The sequence below is a fragment of the Deinococcus alpinitundrae genome (assembly GCF_009982895.1).
Lineage (GTDB): Bacteria > Deinococcota > Deinococci > Deinococcales > Deinococcaceae > Deinococcus > Deinococcus alpinitundrae.
In genome coordinates, this window is record NZ_WXZL01000003.1 from 93,379 (window position 1) to 111,971 (window position 18,593).

Sequence of the window (18,593 nt, forward strand, 5' to 3'; positions counted from 1 at the left end):
GGAAATCAATGGAGGGCGGCGAGGGCCTTGAGAATGAACACGGTTACGGTTTCCGGCTGGCTCAGGAGAACGGCGTGTGAGGCGGCCACTTCCTCTGAGATTGCGCCCATGCGTCTGGCGGCGGCGCGCTGTATGTCGGGGTCAACCAGCTGGTCCTCGGTGGTGATCAGCACCCACGAGGGCAGCGACGTCCAGGCGGGTTCCACGGCCAGCGGCTCGGTGAGCGCAGCCGCGGCGATGGGCCGCTGACTGACGGCCAGCACATCCTGGCGGTGACGGGGCAAATCGGCGGCGAAGATGGCCCCGAAGCGGGTCGGTGGAATCAGCAGCTCAGCCGTTGCGCCCGAGGTGTCCGGCGTCCACGCCAGCGCAGCGGGCCAGGCGGCCACCGCCGCCGAGATGCTCTGACCCCGCTCCAGGCCGTAGGAGGAAACGAAGACCAGCCCCCGGGCATTCGTAACCCGGCCTCCCGCGTGGGTGATCACCGCTCCGCCGTAAGCGTGGCCCACCAACAGCACAGGGGCGGCGATCTGACGAACGGTGCGGGCGAGCGCCTCGCCGTCGTGGTGCACGCCCTTCAGGGGGTTGGCCGCAACCCACACGGCGACCCCGGCCCGCTGGAGCCGGTCGGTGACGGCAGCCCAGCTCGAACCGTCTGTGAAGGCCCCGTGAACCAGCACGGCGCTCAGCGCTTCACCCACGCGGCTTGCTGTCATGCCCGGCCACTCCTCCTCCTTTGCGCCGGGTGGGGTTGGTGTCTGCTGCCCCGCGCTCCTGAAGCCTGTGCCAGCGGGCGTGTCCTGGGCGTGTCCCTCGAACCCGGCAGCGGTTTCACGGCTCAGCCCTCGGCGTCCCGGCGTTTCGGTTGGCGGCTGGTGGCGATGGCCAGCCGGTTCCAGCCGTTGATGTCGATGACCGCGCCGAGAAGCTGAACGATCTCCTGGTCGCTGAACAGCCCTTTGAGCTGAGCGGAGTGTTCGTCGCTGCCCTTGTCCGTCGGGATTCGGGTGACGTGTTCGGCGAATCTCAGCGCGGCCTGCTCAGTCGGCGTGAACAGTTCGGTCTCCCACCACGCTGCCAGCACGTCCAGCCGCTGTTGCGATTCACCGTCCCGGCGGGCCTCCTGGCAGTGCAGATCGAGGCAGTACGCGCAGCCGTTGATCTGTGAAACCCGGATGTCGATCAGGTGCAGCAGGCGGGGATCGAGGGCCGTTTTGCGCACGTAGGTGTGAAGGCTCCCCAGGGCCTGGCCGATGCCCGGCTCGATGCGGACATAATCAATCGGCACGCCCATCGTCTATCGCCTCCTTCGAATGATCAGGGATCGCGGCTGAGGCAAGGCCCACGGCGGGCTGGGCGCGGTCTGGACGGTTCATGGCTGGCTCCTTGCTGAGGCGGGCGCGGGTGGTCAGAAGGTGGTTAAGGGGTCGCCTGCGCTCTCGCCTGTCAACCTGAACCTGGGGGCGTGTCCTGGGCGTGTCCGCTGCCCATGCCCTACCGGACGCCGGATTAAGCTGGGGGGTGTATCTCCGGACGCTGGGGAAACTCGAACTTCAGGGCGCGGCCTACTCGCGGCCCAAGTCGCTGCTGCTGCTGTGCTACCTGGCCCTGGAAGGAGCGCGTGACCGTCACCACCTGAGCCAGGTGCTGTTCGGTCAGGCCCAGGACCCGCACGGTAGCCTGCGCAGTACCCTGCGGCGGCTGAAGCAGGAAGCGCCGGGCAGCTTAGACCTGGACGGGGATTTCGTGCAGACGGCCCTGAGCTGCGACGCCAGGGAACTGCTGACCCGGCTGGAGGCGGGCAAACTGGCGCCGGGCGTAGCACTCTACAGCGGGCCTTTTCTGGCGGGCCTGCACAGTGCCGACTGGGGCGTGGAGCTCGAAGAGTGGGTGTACTCGACCCGCGAGTACCTGGCCTCGCGGGTTCGCAGCGCCCTGCTGGTCCTGGCTGAGGGGCAGGCCGCCAGCGGCAGGTTCGGCCCGGCGGCGGGGCTGGCCGAATCGGCCCTGAACCTGGACGGCGCCCCTGAACCCGAAGCCGAGACCTTCAAGCGGCTGGACTGTCTGCTGGTGGCCGGGCACAGCGCCCTGGTGGCGCGTTTGCGCCAGCGGGCCGGGGAGTTCGGCCTGGAGCTGCGTCACACGGTCGAGGACGCCCGCCAGTCGTTGCGGGCCAGCGCCGCCGTGGACCATCTGGGCACCGGCGGGCGTCTGCCGGAGCGGGCCACGGCGTTCGTGGGCCGGAGCGTGGAGCGCGGCGAGATCGTCCGGGCACTGGCCCGCCCCGAGGTTCGTCTGCTGACCCTGGTCGGCCCCGGCGGCATCGGCAAGACCCGGCTTGCCCTGGAAGTGGCCCGCACCGTTCAGGCGCATCAGGCGGTGGCTTTCGCCTCGCTGGAGCCGGTGGCGGCGCTGCGCGACCTGCCGCGCGTGATCGCCCAGGCGGCGGGCCTGAATCTGCCGGGCGACCAACCGCCGCTGCCCGCGCTGCAGGCCTGCTTGCAAGGGCCGCCGCTGCTACTCATCCTCGACGGCGTCGAGCATCTGCTGGGCGGCGCTGAGCAGTTGCAGACGCTTCTTCAGGGCTGCCCCAACCTGACGCTGCTGCTGACCTCACGCGAGCGGCTGAACCTCGACGAGGAGTGGGTGCTGACCATCGGCGGCCTGAACCTGCCGCCGCCGGGCGCGTCCACGGCACAGATCCGGGACGCGGACGCGGTGGACCTCTTCGTGCTGCGGGCCAGGCGGGCCTCACTGGCCTTTGCGCCGGGTGAAGCCGACTGGGCGGTGATCGTGCAGATCGCTGAGCTGGTCGGCGGATCGCCGCTGGGGGTCGAGCTGGCCGCCGCCTGGATCCGGCTGATGCCGCTGAGTGAAATCGCCCGCGAAACGCAGCGCAGTCTGGACTTTCTTCAAGCGGAAGGCCCCAGCGTGCCCCGGCGGCACCAGAGTGTGCGGGCGGTCTTCGAGCAGACCTGGGCGCGGCTCAGCGAGGGTGATCAGGCCGTGATGGCGCGGCTCTCGGTGTTCCACGGCGGCTTTACCCGCGAGGCGGCAGGCGAGGTGGCGGGGGCCACCCTGCCGGTGCTGGCCCGACTGCTCGACAAGTCTTTGATCCGCGTGATGGGTGCGGGCCGCTACGATCTGCACGCCCTGATCTTGCAATTTACCCGTGAGCGCCTGCGGCAAGACCTGCAGGACGAGCGCCGCGCCCAGCTCGCCCACGCCGGGTTTTACCGGACGCTGACCCAGCAGGCCAACGCGGCCTTTCTGAGCTTGCAGGGCGAGAAGCCGTGGATGGAGCGCCTCACGCTGGAACTCGACAACCTGCGCGTGGTGCTGAATGCCTGGCTCGAATGGGGTGAGCCGGAAGACGTCTTGTGCTGCGCGGCCCGGCTGCGGGTCTACTGGGGCCGAACGGGCCGGGCGCGGGAAGGCCGCCGCTGGCTGTCGCTGGGGCTGGCGGCCGGGCAGGACATCCCTCCCGAGGTCCGGGAACAGGCGCTCGCGGTTCAGGGCGAGCTGGCGATGGACATGGGCGACTACGCTGAAGCCCGGCGACTGCTCGAAGCGTCCCTGGCGCTGCGCGATCAGCTCGGCCTGGCCTCGCCGATCACCTGGCTGCACCTCGGCAACGTCGCCATGCGCTCAGGTGAACTGCCCACCGCCCGCCGCTGGTATGAGCAGGCGCTGACTGTCTTCCGGACCACCAATGAACAGCACGGCCTGGCTTCGAGCCTCAACAATCTCGGCAGGCTGATGCTTCTGGGGGGTGATCTTGCCGGAGCACAGGCGGCCTACGAGCAGTCGCTGCGCCACAAGCTCGAAATCGGTGGCGACATCGACGGGCTGCTCAAAAACCTCGGCGACCTCTCCCGCCAGCGCGGGGAGTTCGGGGCCGCCCGGAGCTATTTTGTCCGCGCGCTGGGTGGGCTACTGGAGCGCGGCTCCTCCCTGCTGATTCCGGACGTGCTCGAGGGCCTCGGACGCCTGGCCCTCGATCTGGGGCAGGGCCACCGGGGCATCGTGCTGCTGGGCGCGGCCACCGCCCTCGAGGAGCGCCTGGGCCGCCGCATCTCGCTGGACGCCGCTCACCTCGAGCAGTGCCGGGCGCTGGGCCTGGCAGCAAATTGCCAGGCCGCCGGGTTCGAGGTCGCCTGGACGACGGGACGGACGATGACGTTGGAGCAGGCCGTGTCCTGGGTCCAGGGCAACACGAATTGAAATTCAGGACACGATTAAAAATGAGCTGATCAGCGTCGGCGCTACCATAGGGTGTGGTGTTACAGACGCTCGGGAAACTGGAGTTGCGGGGGGGGAGCTGCTCACGTCCCAAGTCGCTGCTGCTGCTCAGTTATCTGGTGATGGAAGGACCCCAGGAGCGCCGCGTTCTCGCCGATCTGTTCTTCGGGCAGACCCGAAACCGCCTCGGCAGCCTGCGAACCACCCTGCAACGTCTGCGCCGCGAGGCCCCCGGAGCCGTGGTAGACGATGCGGGCCGCCTGCGCTCGGCGCTGCCCTGCGACGCCAGGTCGCTGCTGGGACTGCTGGATTCCGGCGATCTGGTCGGGGCGACCCGTGCGTACACCGGCGCGTTTCTGGCGGGAATCTACCGGCCCGACTGGAATGCCCACCTCGAACAGTGGGTGGACAACCGGCGTGAACAGATCGCCCGGCGGGTGCGCGGCGCGTTGCTGGATCTGGCCGAGGGCGCGGCGGCGCAGGGCGATTTCGCTGAGGCAGCCCAGCTGGCGGAGCGGGCCTGCTGGCTTCTCGGCGCACCGCTGCCCAGCCCGGAAGAAGCCGAGCGCTTGCTGCTGCTGCTCACGGCGGGTCAGAGCGCCCGGCTCGGCCAGTTCAAGCGGCCTGTGCCTACTGGTCCTGATTGGACGGTGGCCGAAGCGCAGCGGGCACTGGTCACGCGCTTGCACGAGCGGCCGCAGGCGAGCTGGGCCGCCTGGCCCACGTCTGCGGCTGGCCCGGAAACTGGAACGCTGGTGCTGGGCATCAACGGATTTCTCAATCATCCCCTGGTGCCACAGGCGCTTTCACGTTACGCCGCGCAGTATCCGCAGGCCAGGCTCTCGTTTCGTGAACTCTTCAGCAGCGCTCAGATCGAAGCGCTGACCCAGGGCACGCTCGATGTGGCCTTCGTGACCCTGCCCATCGAGAATGATCAAATCGCCTGGGAGCTGATCTGGCGCGAAGCCTACATCGCCCTGCTGCCTGCCCGGCATCCGCTGGCCCGGCGGCGCGAGGTGCCGCTCTCGGCACTGGCCGACGAGCCGCTGATCATGCACCCGCGCCGGGTTCATCCCCCGCTGTTTGAGCATGTGCTGGGCTTGCTGAGGAACAACGGCATCGTGCCGCCGCGCCTCCTGGAGGGAGCCATGCCCCAGACCCGCAACCAGTTCGTGGCGGGGGGCTTCGGGTACACCCTGGCGCTGCCCTCGTGGCCCGCTGAGCTGCCCGGCCTGGTCCGGCGGCCCATCCGCTACGCCCTCCACCAGCAGCCGATGGTCATGGACGGCGCGGTCGCCTGGCACCGCAGCCGCCTGTCTGCGCCCGCTGCTGCCTTCGTTGAGATCGTGCTGGCGCTGCGAACGGCGAGACCCTCTTCTCCCTGAAGCGGGGCGGGGAAACACTGCCCTCACCAGCAGACACGCTCAGGACACGGGGCCGCTGACATCCTCGTTTCAGCGCCGACCAATCGGGGTCGGAAGCGTGACCGTTGGCCCCACCTGCCGCACTTTTGCCGGAGGTTGAGATGAACCCGTCGCCGCTTCAGTTTCGCGCCCCCACTTCGCCGGGCAGATCGTCGGTCGGCTGCCCGTCACCGGAACCCTGGAGCGTCCGGGTCGGTCTGACCGACGATCTGCACCTCGTGGCCCGGGTGCAGGCTGAGGCGTATCTGTACCTGGACGTTCGCGGTGAGGCCGCCCGCCGACTCACGGCGCTGTGTGAACCCGGCGCGGCGCTGTTCGTGCTGGAGGGTGCTCACCGCTCACCGCTGGCCTTCGCCGTGCGGCGTGGCCAAGCCGCCTGCCCTGGCTCGGTGGTTTCGGTGGCGGCCTTGATTCCGCTCACGCCGGGCATGTTCGTGCGGGCGGCCTCACGGCTGCTGCGCTGCGCCGAAACGGTTCGGGGTGAGGCCGGTGGAGGCCGCCTCGTCGTGGACTTTCCCGAGCTGATTCTGGGAAGAGGCCGTTCTCCGAGCGCCGATCGGGAAGACGTTCCGGACAGCACCCTTGCCAGCACGCGGCTGCCGGACTGGCCCGGCGCGTTCACGGCGGCCCCGCTCGCCACCCCCTGGAGCGACCCGGAGGAAGACCATGCATTCGCACCCTACCGGACCGTGTGACGGGGCGCTCATAAGCTTGCGCGAGCGGATCGCCGCCCTGGAGGGGGTGCAGATCAGGCCCTATGCCCACGGTCAGGAAGGCGTGTTTCACCGGGACACGCTGATCGGGCATCTGCACCGCAGCGGTGTGGTCGGGATCGCCTGCGGCGGCGCACTGCGAGATGAGCTGATCGGCCGGGGACAGGCCCGCGTCCACCACGACGACCCGGACGCGCCGTGGATTGTCCTGACCCTCGACCACGCTGCCGACCTGAACCTGGCGGTGAGGCTGCTGCAGGAATTCTGGCTGGCCCACTGTGCCCGCAGCAGCCTCACCGCATGGCCCGTGCCGACCGAGCGTCCGGCCTGACCCCTTCCAGATGCTCTGGCGCTGCCCGAACTGGGAGTGCTTCAAAGGAGACATGACATGCCCCAGCCTGATTCCATCCGCATTCTCGGCGTCGCGGGGAGCCTGCGGCGCGCTTCATTCAACCGCGCTCTGCTGGCTGCTGCAGGGGAGCTGTGCCCCGACGGCGTGACGCTCGACCTCTTCGATCTCGCGCCGCTGCCACTGTACGACCAGGACCTCGATACCGAGGACGCTCCGCCCGCCGTTCAGGCGTTCCGGGACGCGCTGTGGGCCGCCGACGCCCTGCTGATCTCCACGCCCGAATACAACCACGGCGTTCCCGGCGTCCTCAAGAATGCGCTTGACTGGGCGCCGCGCCCGCCCCAGCATCAGCCGCTGAGCGGCCTGCCGGTGGCGGTCATGGGGGCCAGTCCGTACACCTGGGGCACCGCCCGCGCCCAAGCGCATCTGCGGCAGACCCTGGTGTTCCCGAGCGCCCTGGTCCTGTCTCAACCCGAGGTGCTCGTGGCCAACGCCGCTGGCAAATTCGACGCCGGGGGCCACCTCACCGACGACGCCACCCGAACCTTTGTTCACGAACTGCTGGTGGCGCTGGCCGTCTGGACCCGCCGGGTGGGCCGTCCCAGACGGGAGTCCGGGCCGTTGACCCACGCCTGAAGACCCACGTTCGCCTGCTCATCTCTGCTTTTCGGACATCTCCCAGATCGCGGCGGGGCTCAGCCAGCTGGCCGCCGATGCCGTAGGGGCGTACCTCAAGATCAGGAGCGACCGCTGACACCTGTTGGAGCCGCACCTTCGCGATCATCACCTGATGTTCGGCGAGCAGGCCGGGCAGCTGCTTGCCAGCGGGTGCGCCGTCTGAGCCGTACCCCACGCGCTCGACGGGTCACATTCCGCGTCTTGCAGCGGGTCACCGACGCCGCGGAATTCGTGGCCGCGCTCGACAGGCTGATTGGTCTGCTGGCTGAACATCAGAGGACGGCAGCCCGGCAGCGCGAGGTCCATCCGGTCTGTGACACCCAGCATGACGATGCCACGGTCAGTCTGCTGGAGGGGTGATGCTCCAACAGATCCTTCAGTCGCGCCTTCAACATGACCGTGCGGCGCGGCAAATTCATGGCGGTGGTGGGACCGACTGACTGCGGCACATTCATCACCCTCGGTTCGATCACCGGGCTGGCCCAGCCCACTTCGGGCGAGGTAAAACACTTCGGCTCCCCGGTTCACGGCATCAACCCGCGCCAAGGCGCAGGCGCTCGCCCACGGCTGGCTCAAGTCCTGAGCCACGCGCCGCTCTCATGCCCAGCCTCCACACTACGGGGGTGAAGCTTTTCCTTGCGCTGCTCACGCTTCTGAGCACGGCTCCGGCCACTGCGGTGAGCGCCGCGCCCACCCCACATGTTTTTCTGCTCGTTCTCGAAAATCACAGCTACAACCAGGTTATCGGCAACCCCAACCTGACCACCTTCAACGCCCTGATCAAGCGGGGCGCGCTGGCCCGGCATTACACCGGCGTGGCCCATCCCAGCTTGCCAAATTATGTTGCCCTGATCGCGGGCAGCACCCTGAAGCTGCACGGTGACGACCCCGCCCAGTCGTTCGCCGGGCCGACGCTGGCCTCGCAGCTGGAGGCCGAGGGGCTGAGCTGGAAAGGGTACATGCAGGGCCTGCCCATTGCCGGTTCCAGCGTGCCGTATGCGGGCGTGTATGCCAAGAAGCACAATCCGTTCATGCTGAATGCCGACATCGCCAACGACCCCACGCGGGCCGCCCATGTCGTGCCGTTTGAGCAGTTGCAAAGTGATCTGAAGGCTGGACACGCGCCCAACTTCGCGCTGCTGGTGCCGGACCTGTGCCATGACCTGCACGGTGATCTGCGCTGTCTGGGACGCGCCAATGTGGAGCGGCTGGGCGACGCTTTCCTCAAGACCTGGGCAGACCGGATCATGACTTCCAGCATCTGGACGCCGGGTGCGGCACTGATCGTCACTTTCGACGAGGGCGAGGACGCACAGGGCGGTGGGGGCCGGGTGCCCACCCTGATCCTGACCCCGGACGGGCAGCCGGGCATGGTGAGTGACCAGCCTTACAACCACTATTCGCTGCTGCGGAGCATAGAGGATCATCTCGGTGTGCCGCCGCTGAGGGAAGCGGCCCATGCTGCGCCTATGACCGACTTGTGGCCTTTCCACTGAAGATTGGGAGCTCTGTGAAACCGGATGGCTCATCGGACTTCCGCCGAAGGTCACGCGGCAGCAGCATTCGGGTGGTCGCACCGGACCGCGATGGAATTCACAGGTAAGGCAAAGGGCTGATCTCCAGCTGCGCAACACTGGGTCACCCTCAGCCCGGTCTTGAGATTGTCAAAGTGACTGGTAACGGCTCCGAACCCGTTGGTAGGGCTCTCCATATGGCCAGGAGACGCCAGCGGTTACGCAGCGGTTACGCAGCGGTTACGGTCCAGTTTCTAAGGTCAGTGCAGGAGGAACATTCTATGCACTGCACACTGCTTTGGACCGCCTCTAGCACTCACACCGCCTCGCTCGCACAGTTGTGAACATCCATCAGGCCACGGGTGCAGCCAGTCGCCGCAGTCTCCAGCGCTCTGTTTTATACCGGCCTGGTCGTGCCTGGCTCCAGCCTCAAGCCGCTTTTTCGGGACAGCGGGAACGCGCAGGGTCACGAACGGATGACGCTGAGCGTCTCGGGAAGGTGAACTTAGGAGCAGAAAATATAAACTGCCGGTCACAGCAAGACGGTGGGCTGCCGCTGCACAGTGGAGACAGAACTGCCCTCGTCATGTCGGCGGGCCGCGTATGACGGCCCGGCGACAGCGTGGGCGGTTGCGGGGAGGCCTGGGCCTGCTGCTGGCCTGCGCTCTGGGCAGTGCGGCGCAGGCGGAGGGCAACTTTCAGGTGAGGTACTTTCTGCCTGCCACGCCTTTATGGAACGGCCTGAGCTTCGACGCCGACTGGAGTGGCGAAGCGCTTGGCGGCCAACTTTCTGCCAGCGCCGCCTGGGCCGGGCCGGAACAACAGCGGTTCAGCGTGACCTCCACCCAGGGGCAGCGGACGTTCTACACTCAGTACGACGCCTCACGGACGCTGACCACCGCGTCACGCACGGCGGTGCTGCTGGCCCAGCAAGGTTTTACGGCACCCACACGGGGGCTTCGCAGCCTCACCTCGACGCTGGTGTATACCGACGGCGACTCGTCGGGCACCACTTACCGGGTGGTGAGCGGCGATCTGGCGGCCAGTGGGGCGTTCTCACCGACCTGGACGTGGACAGCGGGCACGGGGAGTACCCTCACCGACGTCAACGCCGATGTGGGCGGGGGCACTGCTTTCAGTTCGCGCACCCTGGCGGCGCGGGCCAGGGTGTCGGTAGCCGGGCAGTTCGGGGGACCGAAGCCGGGCAATGTCACGGTGGGGGCCAGTGCCGACCACACCGAAACGCTGCGGCTCTCGCTGGGGAAGGTGGCCCCAGCCAGCACCCGTTACGGCCTCAACGCCAGCGGCAGCGCCAGCCTGAGCGCCACTGAGAAGCTCTCGGCCACGGCGCGGCTGGACAACGAGGGCAGTTATTCGCTGGACACGGGCCTGAGCACCACCCGACTTCAGAACTGGACGGGCGACGCCGGAATCAACGTGGGGGGCCGGGCCGATTTCGGGGTGAAAGCGACCACCCCCGCCACCCTGGCCTGGCGGACCAGCATCAGCCGGGCGGGTCAGCCGTGGTCTGGAAAGCTGGGCTACAGCGGGAACGCTGGAGCCTCGGCGACGCACGCCCTGGAGTTCAGTGTGGCCTACGCGCCGCCACCAGTAACTCCAGGTCCGGATTCAGCGGGCACAACGCCGCCTGTCACGGCAACCCTGAGTGTGCAGGCCGGGGCGGGCGTAGCGTGGCAGCGGCAACCGGGCGTTTCGCCGGGCGGTGAGGTCACTCAGGACTGGCGCGTCAGCTACCGCTCCAGCGTAGGTCTGAACCTGAGCAATCAGACGTGGAACAGCCAGCTTCAATTCTCGCTCAGCGCCGCTCCCTTACCGGAGGCCGACGGAACGCAGCGGCTGGGCATAGGGGGCAGCTTGAGCGGCACCGTCGGTTACAAACGCGATCCGCTGACCCTGAGCCTGAGCAGCAACCTGAACTATGTTCCCTCCGGCACCGAGCGCTGGACTGGGGACATCGGTGCACAGGCGCTCTACAAGGTTTCAGGGCCGCTTCAGCTGTCGGGCAATCTGCGCTTCCGGCCCGGCACCGTCAACGCGTATCAGGCAGGCGTCGGCCTGCGCTTCAACTTTTAATGGGCGGGCCAGCAGGTGCTGGGTCCGTAGAAGGGAGGTCATTGATGAACGTTCTTATCCGGCTGCTCAGTCTTGTGGCAGCGTTACTCTGTCTGGCGGGGCTGGCCTCGGCCCAGGCCAGGGAAACCCTGATTCTGTCTCCACCCTCGGTCAGCGTGGGAGAACCCGTGAGTGCCAATGTGAGCGCTCCCAGAGGAGAAATTCTCTGGGGGGACGGCGTGTCGAGTCCAGCAACGAGCCTGACGGTCACTCACGTCTACACGGCGGCAGGAGACTACACCGTTCAGTGGTTGTGCGGCGGCTCCCTGGCCGGGCCATGTGCGCGCGCGACCGTCAAGGTCACCCCCGCATTGCCTACCCTGAACGTGACCCCCACCGCCGTCCTGGTGAATGAGAAAGTCACGGCAACGCTGACGAATTTCCAGCCCAGGGACAGTCTGGACTGGGGCGACGGCTCGGTGACTCCAGCAGGCGCCACCCTCCCTCACGTTTACAGCAAGGCGGGAACCTTCGCTGTGAAGCTGCTGCGGGCCGGACAGCCTGTTGCCGGCGTTGCGCCGGTTCCTGTGGTGGTCAGTCTGCCTACCACGACCCTCAGTGTCGCTCCCAATGCCGTGCTGGTGGGGGAGAACGTCACCGCTACTCTGACGAATGTCCAGCCGGGCGATCAGCTCGACTGGAGTGACGGCAGTGTGGTGCCAGCCGCGGCCAGCTTGACCCATACTTACAGCAAGGCGGGAACCTTCGCTGTGAAGCTGCTGCGGGCTGGACAGCCTGTTGCCGGTGTTGCGCCGGTTCCTGTGGTGGTCAGTCTGCCTACCACGACCCTCAGCGTCGCTCCCAATGCCGTGCTGGTGGGGGAGAACGTCACCGCTACTCTGACGAATGTCCAGCCGGGCGATCAGCTCGACTGGGGGGATAATTCGGTGGTCTCCGCAGTGTCCGGTCTCGATCACAGCTACAGCAATGCGGGGAGCTATCTCGTTCGCCTGCTCCGGGGCGGCGCACCGCTGGGGAGCGTTGCGCCCGTTCCTGTCACCGTCACGGTGCCGCCTGTCGTTTGCTCGGTGGACGTCCTGACCGATCTTCCCCTCCGCTGGAAGCCGGTGCAGCTCAAAGTCGACGGTCTGAGCACAGGCACGGCCTACACCCTGAACTGGGGTGACGGCACGGTGGTTTCTGGCGTGTCGCAGGCCACCACCACGCCCGGCGACGGGTCCAAGCAAAACGTCCAGCAACACACCTATGCCAAGGCGGCCAGTTTCGTCGTGCAGGTCAAGGTGGGCAATGCGCCGCCGTGTGTGCAGCCGATCACCGTGGGCGCGGGCCCGGTTCCGCTGGCCGTAGACCCGAACGACCCGGCAGTCGATCAGACGGTGACCCTCAGCGTGGGTGACGTGCCGACTGGAACCGCTCTGAAAGTGGAATGGGGCGACGGCAGTGTTCAGACCCTCGACGTGACGGGCAGCGGCGCGGCAACTTCCCCGCTGGGAACACACGCCTACGTCAAGGACAGCACCTTCATCATCAAGGTCAGTCTGGCGCAGACGGGTGAGCCGCTCGGGATTCTGCCTGTGGTGGTCGGCGTGCCGCTGCCCACCCTCTCGGTGATCCCGGCCCGCGCCGGAACGCCCAGCACCATCAGCGTGGGCAATCTCCAGAGTTATCCGCAGTACGTCTACACGCTCGATTTCGGCGACGGCACACCCAAACAGAGTGTCAAGACCAATGCCGATGTGCCGCATATCTTTGCCGTCAGCGGGGTGTACACCGTCAAGCTGACCATCAAGGCAGATCAGGCCTCCGAACGAACGGTGGTGGTGGTCGCCGTGATCGACGCCGCCGTGGGGATCGACGGGTTCAGCACCGAGGTCCGGCCCCAGGCAGGAGCCGCCGTTCCCGCTCCCACCCCTGCCGAAGTGCAGATCGGCACGCCCACGGATTCGGTAGCACTGCTCAATGTGACCGGCAGCGGCAGCGTGAATTTGCGCTGGACCTGGACGCCGCTGAACGTGGCAAACCAGTCTGAGGGCCAGCCGCTGACCCTGGAAACCCGGCAGGTGCTGCTGAAAGCGGGTCAGAACAGTGTCTCGCTGAAAATGCCCACCGGCAAGAGCGGGCGCTACCTGCTGCGCGTCGAGGTGCTGGGCGTGACCGGCGACAGCAAGGCCATCTTCCCCGGCCAGATCAGCCTTCAAACCGTCAATCTGACCGAACCCGGCCTGCCCAAGTTCCTGGTGGTGGGCGAGGGCGAGGATCAGTTCAAGTTCAAGATTCTCGGTGCGCCCAAACCGCAAAGCGGCCCGCTGTTCAATCCCAACGACTTCTGGCCCACCCTCCAGGTGGCCGATGACTCGCCGTTGCTGATCGGCCTGACGCCGGTGGCACTGCAACCCATTCATGCCCAGAGTCTCAAGGTCAAGGTGGACGGCGACACCGCCTACCTGGTCTCGGGCAGCTTCGAGGGCGTCACACAGCCGATTGAGCTCGATACTGGCCCGGTCTCGTTCGTGTACACCGAGTTTCCTGCCTTCGCGCCGATGCGGCTCAAGGTGCAGCAGATCGTGTTTTCGCCTTCAGGAGCGGTGCTGAGTCAGGCCGTCGTCACCTCGCCGGATTTCTCGCAGTCGAAGGTGTTCAAATACCTGCCCCCTCTCCTGGAGAAGCAGCTCCCCGGGCCCCGGCCTGAAGAGGTCATGCAGCTGATGATCAATCAGGTTTTCGCTCCCGTCTTTGACGTGAGTCTGAACCCGGCGGGCATGCCCATTGCGGTCCCGGCTCCCCAGCCGTTTGGCACGCAGCTTCACTCCATCCAGCAGGGGCAACTGCCTACCGGCACCGGCATGGGCATTGGCTACGCCACCCAGCAAGGCCAGACCCTGCTCGACCAGGCGGCCCAGCAGGGCGTCTACACAGGCGACGGAACTGCCGCTCAGGCGCGGCATGCGCCCATCCTGACCGTGGCAGGGCCGAAGACCGTCGAGCAGCTTCAAGAAATTCTGGGGGCCGGTCAAACCGACTTCCTGATCTTCCCACAGCTGTACCTCAGCAACAACGGCGATGTAGTGTCGGCGCGGATGGTTGACGGCAAGAGCGTGGCCTCGTTCCCGACAACGCCCGGTGCCATTTACCAAAACGGCGTGTTGCAACTGGGCGATTCCGGCGTTGCCATGAAGGCCCAGGGCCCCCAGACGGCTTACCTGGACCTGAGCAGCTCACGCAGTGTGGAGCCGGACAGCTACGTCGCCGGGCAAAAGTCGGGCGGCACACCCAAAGCGCCGACCCCGCCGATTTCTGCTGGGCAGGTTGATCCCAACGCTGTGACCGAATTTAACCAGGGAACTGTGCTGGGCCTGACGTCCGCGCCGTCTCAGGCCGAACTGCTGCGCCAGACCTACGGCGGCGCGCCCAGTGCAGTGCAGGTGCCCGACGTGGGGCCGCAGTGGCAGGGACTGCTGTGGCTTTCCAATCAGGTCACCATCGACACCGTGGCGCAGTACGACGCCACCAAAGGCGACGCCGAGCCGACCGCAGGCCAGAGCCTGTCGGTGGAACTGGTGAAAAAAGTCCCGGTCAGCTACGGCACACGCGGCTGGAACCTCAACATCGAAGGGCGGGACGGCAAGGTGGCTGCCGGCAAGACCGAACTGACCGGCGGCATTCCCTACGACGCCCGTGAAATCGTGGTCGTGATGGTCAAGACCAACCTGATTCGCAGCCTGACCACCGGAGCATTCGGGCCACTGCCCTTCGTGGGCGGCGGCAAGCTGACCGGCACCTGGGACATCGTCAACAAGAAAGTGGATCTGGACAAAACCGGCCTGACGCGCGCCTACGGCCCCGACGGCAGCTTCACCGCCAAGGACGTGAAGGGAAGCGTCAACTCGGCAGGCGTCCTGACCTTCACCCTCCTGGGCAACACCTTCGATCTTGCCCGCGTCGGTGACGGCCTGACCCTCAACTGCTCGAAAGTCATGATTGACGGTGGACTGGTTCAGTTGCCCTACAGCACCTGCAACTCGATTCAGGGCCAGAACCGCAAAGTGGCGGGCAACCCCATCACCTTCGACAGCCTGAAGTTCTCCAGCGAAGGCAAGCTGATCTTCGCGGGTCTGGCGGCGCTGGGCAATGCCGACGAGAACGGCAAGAACGTCACCGCCACGGCACGCTTCGTGCTGAGCGCCGATGCCCAGAAGTACAGCCTGAAGCTGAGTGTGGACGATACCCAGCAGCAGGTCAGTTCGACGGCAGACCATGAGGTCAACGTCACCCTCAAGGGCAGCGAGAATGATCTGACGGGTGTGGGCGCACAGGCCTTCGGTGCCGGCCCGGCGGGCAGCGCAACGCATGAGATCAGCTTCGACAGCGGCACGGTGGGGGTCAGCGACAAGCTGTCCATGCAGGTCAAGGGCGTGTTCGGGCACAAGGGCACCAAGAGCTACTGGTATCTGCTGGCGACCGGCAAGGCCGCCGACGGTATTCCGCTGTCCATCATCACCATCTACCAGATCACCGGCGGACTGGCCTACAACATGCAGTGGGGCAAGGGCCAGATCTACTTCAGTGACCTCGACAAGCGCCCCAATGACGCCGCAGGACTGCACCTGACGGCAGGCGTGGTGGCCTCATTTACCGGTGTGGACGACAAGACCCTGCACGCGGCCATCATCGCGGAAATCGGCACCAGCCCGCTGCAACTGCGCTTCGGTGGCGACGGCTACCTGCTGACCGGGGGCGTCAGTGCGGACTCCGGCTATTTCGGTGGCGGCCATCCCCAGGCCCGCTTTGCCGGAACGCTCAACAAGGACGGCCTGTTCGTCGATCTGTGCGTGGGGCCAGCCGAAGTGGAGACCCTGAAGTGCTCGGACCTCAAGCCGCTGTCGGTAGCGGACGGTGTGGTCACCATTCAAGGCTCAGCCAGCATCGAACTGTCCAAGACTCCGCACATCTACATCGGCACCTTCCGGCCCAAGAGCCAGATCGGTAATGCTTACTGCAACCCGACGCTTGACACCGCCTGCGCCGCGCTGTACCGGACTGGACGCGTGTCGGCCACGGTAGACCTGAAGATCTTCAAGGCCACCATCGACGGGTACGTGATGTTCGGCATTCTGGATGGCCGCGCCCCTAAATTCGTGCAGCCCGGCTCACTCGGCCTGGCGGCTGGGGCGTCTATCGAGGAGATCTTCCACGCTGGAGACAGCGGCAGCTTGGGGCTGTGCGACTACTCCTGGAGCTTCGACGCCCGGCTGTTTGCCGCTGTGGACGGCGCGATCCTGGTGTATCCCGATCCCAAGATTCACGGTCATGTGGGGCTGTACGCCGGAGCCTCGGTCAGCGCCTACGGCTGCGGTATCGGCGGTTCCCTGAGCGCCTCGCTCTCCCTGGACGCCGACTTCGAGGTGGGCAAACACGGTTGGGTGGAAGGTGAGGTGGGCGTCGAGATCCATCTCCCCATCATCCCTGACATCAGTTTCTCCAAAAACGTCCACCTGGACATCTACTGAGCCTGCCGGGCCGCCGGGGAATGAGATCACCCGGCGGCCCACACAAGGAGTGCCATGAAAACCCTGATCCACTGCGAACCGCGCGTTGCCGTTCGTGCATTGAATCCCTCACGTCTCCTGGCCATGTCACTTCTCTTGCTGGGCGCCGTCAACGCCCAGATCCTCACCGGACCGAAGGGCAGCCTCGCCCCCGACCCGACCAAGACCGGCGTGGCGGCCCTGCCCCAGCCCGGCGGCGCACTGCTGCGCTGGACCTTGCCCGGCAACCAGTTGCCCGACGCCTACCGCCTGACTCGCGAGGGCGGCGGCAGCAACATCACCCGCGAGGTGCCCGGCATCGCCCCCAAAGCCGACGCCGTCAAAAACGACTGGGTCACCGCCCAGCAGTACGACTTCCTGAAAGCCAAGTTCGCCGCCCCGGTCAGCGATCCGTTCGAGAAGCTGGGCCTGCAACTCCAAACGCTGACCAGTCCTGGCATCGCCCGCACCCTCAACCTGCTCATCACCGAAACGGGCCTCAAGGACGGTACCCGGTACAGCTACCGCGTCGTGGCCCTGCGCGGCGGCAAGGAAACCCTGGTCGGTACCGCCACCGTGATTCCCGGGGCGCCGCCGGCCGTGCCGCCGCCGGGCAAGCTGAGTGCCGCGCCGGAACGCACCCGCGTCACCGTGGCCTGGCAGCGCGCCGGCGGGCAGGTCATGGCCTACCGCGTCTACCGCTCTGAGAACGGCGCGGCGGCGCAACTGCTGCAACCCTCGCCCTACTTTCCCACCACCGACCCTGCCCAGCCGGACCGCGTGACCTTCAAAGACGACGCCCTGCCCCTCAAGCCCAAGACCAAATACAGCTATCAGGTGGCCGCCCTGGATCTGTTCGGACGCGAGAGTGCCAGAACGGCGGTGCTGGTGGCCGACACGGGCGACGCCGAACCGTTCCCGCGTGCCAGCCTGGTGGAACCTGTCATTACCTTCAGCGCGGACGGGCGCGGCCGCGTCAAGCTGAGCTGGAACGCCGTCAAGGACCCCCGTATCCTGGGTCTGGTGGTGTACCGGGGCCGCTCGCCCGAGACCCTCAAACCGCTGGGTGAGGTGGCGGCGGGCAGCAGCACATACACCGACACGGGCATCGAGGAAGCCAAGAGCTACGTGTACGGCCTGGGCTACAAGCTGGCCGCTGGCGCCACCGGGCCGCTGAGCATCCGGGGAGCGCAGCCGCTCAATCCCGCCATGCCTGCGCCGCCCACTGGACTGAGCGCCAAACTGGAAGACGCCAACACGCTGATCCTGAGCTGGAAACCCGCAACGGGGCAGCCCATCGGGTACCTGGTGGTGCGTGGTGCGGCGACCGACACACCCAGCGAGCAATTGGTGAGCGTCACGCCGCGCCCCATCAGCGCCACGACCCTCAAACTGCGGCTGGACGCTTCGCCCGGCACGGGGATGAGTTTCCGGGTGATCACGGTCAGTGCTTCGGGGATCAGTGGCAAACCGGGCGAGCCGGTGGCCGTCGTCACGCCGCGCCTCGGCGGCGACGCGCCCACATTGACGGGCGTGGAAGCACAGAACAGCGCCCTGAAAGTGACCTGGACATATTCGGGCGCTGTTCCGGCCCAGGTGGAGGTCTTCCGCCAGAACCCGAAGGGCGATCTGGTGCTGGTGGCCCGGTTGCCCGGCGCGACAAAAGCGTTCACCGACCGCAATGTGGCGGCTCCCTTCGCCTACGCTTACTTAGTGGCGGCGCTGGACGCCAAGGGCAAGCGCAGCGATCCGTCCAATGTGGCCGGGGGCGTGCCGCTCAATATCACGGCCACGCCGCAGGTGCAGGCCCTGAGTGTGAGTGCGGGCAGCGGGGGTGCGGTATTGAGCTGGAAAGCAGACCAGGGCGCGGCTTCCTATGCGGTGTACCGCATCCGGGGTGGCCGGCAGGCGCGCCTGAGTGTGGTCACCTCAGCGAAGTACACCGACGCGCAGGCCAGGACGGGAGACGTCTACCGGGTCGTTTCCCTGGAGGGCAGCGGTATTCAGGGCGAGGAGGCCACCATCACCTTCAAATAGCCCAGGCAAAACCA

Annotated in this window: 12 protein-coding genes; 10 read left to right on the forward strand and 2 right to left on the reverse strand. The window is 66.8% G+C overall.

Annotated elements, in window-relative coordinates; all coding sequences use genetic code 11:
- Nucleotides 1-5: 5 nt before the first annotated feature.
- Both GUI70_RS03615 and GUI70_RS03620 read right to left on the reverse strand, forming a co-directional pair.
- Nucleotides 6-716 (reverse strand): alpha/beta hydrolase, encoded by a 711-nt coding sequence (locus tag GUI70_RS03615; protein WP_161880942.1) that lies wholly within the window; start codon nucleotides 714-716, stop codon nucleotides 6-8.
- A gap of 122 nt (nucleotides 717-838) precedes the next feature.
- A complete protein-coding gene (locus tag GUI70_RS03620; protein WP_202630388.1) occupies nucleotides 839-1,288 on the reverse strand; it encodes a carboxymuconolactone decarboxylase family protein in 450 nt (149 codons plus the stop codon).
- Between the two features lie 188 nt (nucleotides 1,289-1,476).
- Between GUI70_RS03620 and GUI70_RS03625 the strand changes: the two genes are divergently transcribed.
- From GUI70_RS03625 to GUI70_RS03670, 10 genes are all read left to right on the forward strand, one after another.
- On the forward strand, nucleotides 1,477-4,224 hold the full coding sequence (locus tag GUI70_RS03625; RefSeq protein WP_161880944.1) for an ATP-binding protein: 2,748 nt from the start codon (nucleotides 1,477-1,479) through the stop codon (nucleotides 4,222-4,224).
- A 56-nt stretch (nucleotides 4,225-4,280) separates the two neighbouring features.
- Nucleotides 4,281-5,627, forward strand: a complete 1,347-nt coding sequence (locus GUI70_RS03630) for a LysR family substrate-binding domain-containing protein (protein WP_161880945.1) — start codon at nucleotides 4,281-4,283, stop codon at nucleotides 5,625-5,627.
- Nucleotides 5,628-5,767: 140 nt separating this feature from the next.
- On the forward strand, nucleotides 5,768-6,361 hold the full coding sequence (locus GUI70_RS03635) for a hypothetical protein (protein WP_161880946.1): 594 nt from the start codon (nucleotides 5,768-5,770) through the stop codon (nucleotides 6,359-6,361).
- The gene (locus GUI70_RS03640; protein ID WP_161880947.1) at nucleotides 6,333-6,710 is read left to right on the forward strand and encodes a luciferase domain-containing protein; all 378 of its coding nucleotides are present in this window, start codon (nucleotides 6,333-6,335) and stop codon (nucleotides 6,708-6,710) included. Before GUI70_RS03635 ends, GUI70_RS03640 begins: the two co-directional genes overlap by 29 nt.
- A gap of 57 nt (nucleotides 6,711-6,767) precedes the next feature.
- Nucleotides 6,768-7,367, forward strand: a complete 600-nt coding sequence (locus tag GUI70_RS03645) for an NADPH-dependent FMN reductase (protein ID WP_161880948.1) — start codon at nucleotides 6,768-6,770, stop codon at nucleotides 7,365-7,367.
- Nucleotides 7,368-7,610: 243 nt separating this feature from the next.
- Nucleotides 7,611-7,769: a hypothetical protein gene (locus GUI70_RS03650; RefSeq protein ID WP_161880949.1), complete on the forward strand. Its 159-nt coding sequence runs from the start codon at nucleotides 7,611-7,613 to the stop codon at nucleotides 7,767-7,769.
- Between the two features lie 263 nt (nucleotides 7,770-8,032).
- Entirely contained in the window at nucleotides 8,033-8,905 is an 873-nt protein-coding gene (locus GUI70_RS03655; protein ID WP_161880950.1) for an alkaline phosphatase family protein, read from the forward strand.
- 621 nt (nucleotides 8,906-9,526) lie between these two features.
- Nucleotides 9,527-11,017, forward strand: coding sequence for a hypothetical protein (locus tag GUI70_RS03660; RefSeq protein ID WP_161880951.1), 1,491 nt, complete (start codon nucleotides 9,527-9,529; stop codon nucleotides 11,015-11,017).
- A 44-nt stretch (nucleotides 11,018-11,061) separates the two neighbouring features.
- Nucleotides 11,062-16,524, forward strand: coding sequence for a PKD domain-containing protein (locus GUI70_RS03665; protein WP_161880952.1), 5,463 nt, complete (start codon nucleotides 11,062-11,064; stop codon nucleotides 16,522-16,524).
- 54 nt (nucleotides 16,525-16,578) lie between these two features.
- Nucleotides 16,579-18,579 (forward strand): fibronectin type III domain-containing protein, encoded by a 2,001-nt coding sequence (locus tag GUI70_RS03670; RefSeq protein ID WP_161880953.1) that lies wholly within the window; start codon nucleotides 16,579-16,581, stop codon nucleotides 18,577-18,579.
- Nucleotides 18,580-18,593 lie beyond the last annotated feature (14 nt).

Coding starts and splice junctions, on each gene's coding strand:
- GUI70_RS03615 (WP_161880942.1), bottom strand. CDS start 716: ATGACAGCAAGCCGCGTGGGTGAAGCGCTGAGCGCCGTGCTGGTTCAC.
- GUI70_RS03635 (WP_161880946.1), top strand. CDS start 5,768: ATGAACCCGTCGCCGCTTCAGTTTCGCGCCCCCACTTCGCCGGGCAGA.
- GUI70_RS03640 (WP_161880947.1), top strand. CDS start 6,333: ATGCATTCGCACCCTACCGGACCGTGTGACGGGGCGCTCATAAGCTTG.
- GUI70_RS03645 (WP_161880948.1), top strand. CDS start 6,768: ATGCCCCAGCCTGATTCCATCCGCATTCTCGGCGTCGCGGGGAGCCTG.
- GUI70_RS03660 (WP_161880951.1), top strand. CDS start 9,527: ATGACGGCCCGGCGACAGCGTGGGCGGTTGCGGGGAGGCCTGGGCCTG.
- GUI70_RS03665 (WP_161880952.1), top strand. CDS start 11,062: ATGAACGTTCTTATCCGGCTGCTCAGTCTTGTGGCAGCGTTACTCTGT.
- GUI70_RS03670 (WP_161880953.1), top strand. CDS start 16,579: ATGAAAACCCTGATCCACTGCGAACCGCGCGTTGCCGTTCGTGCATTG.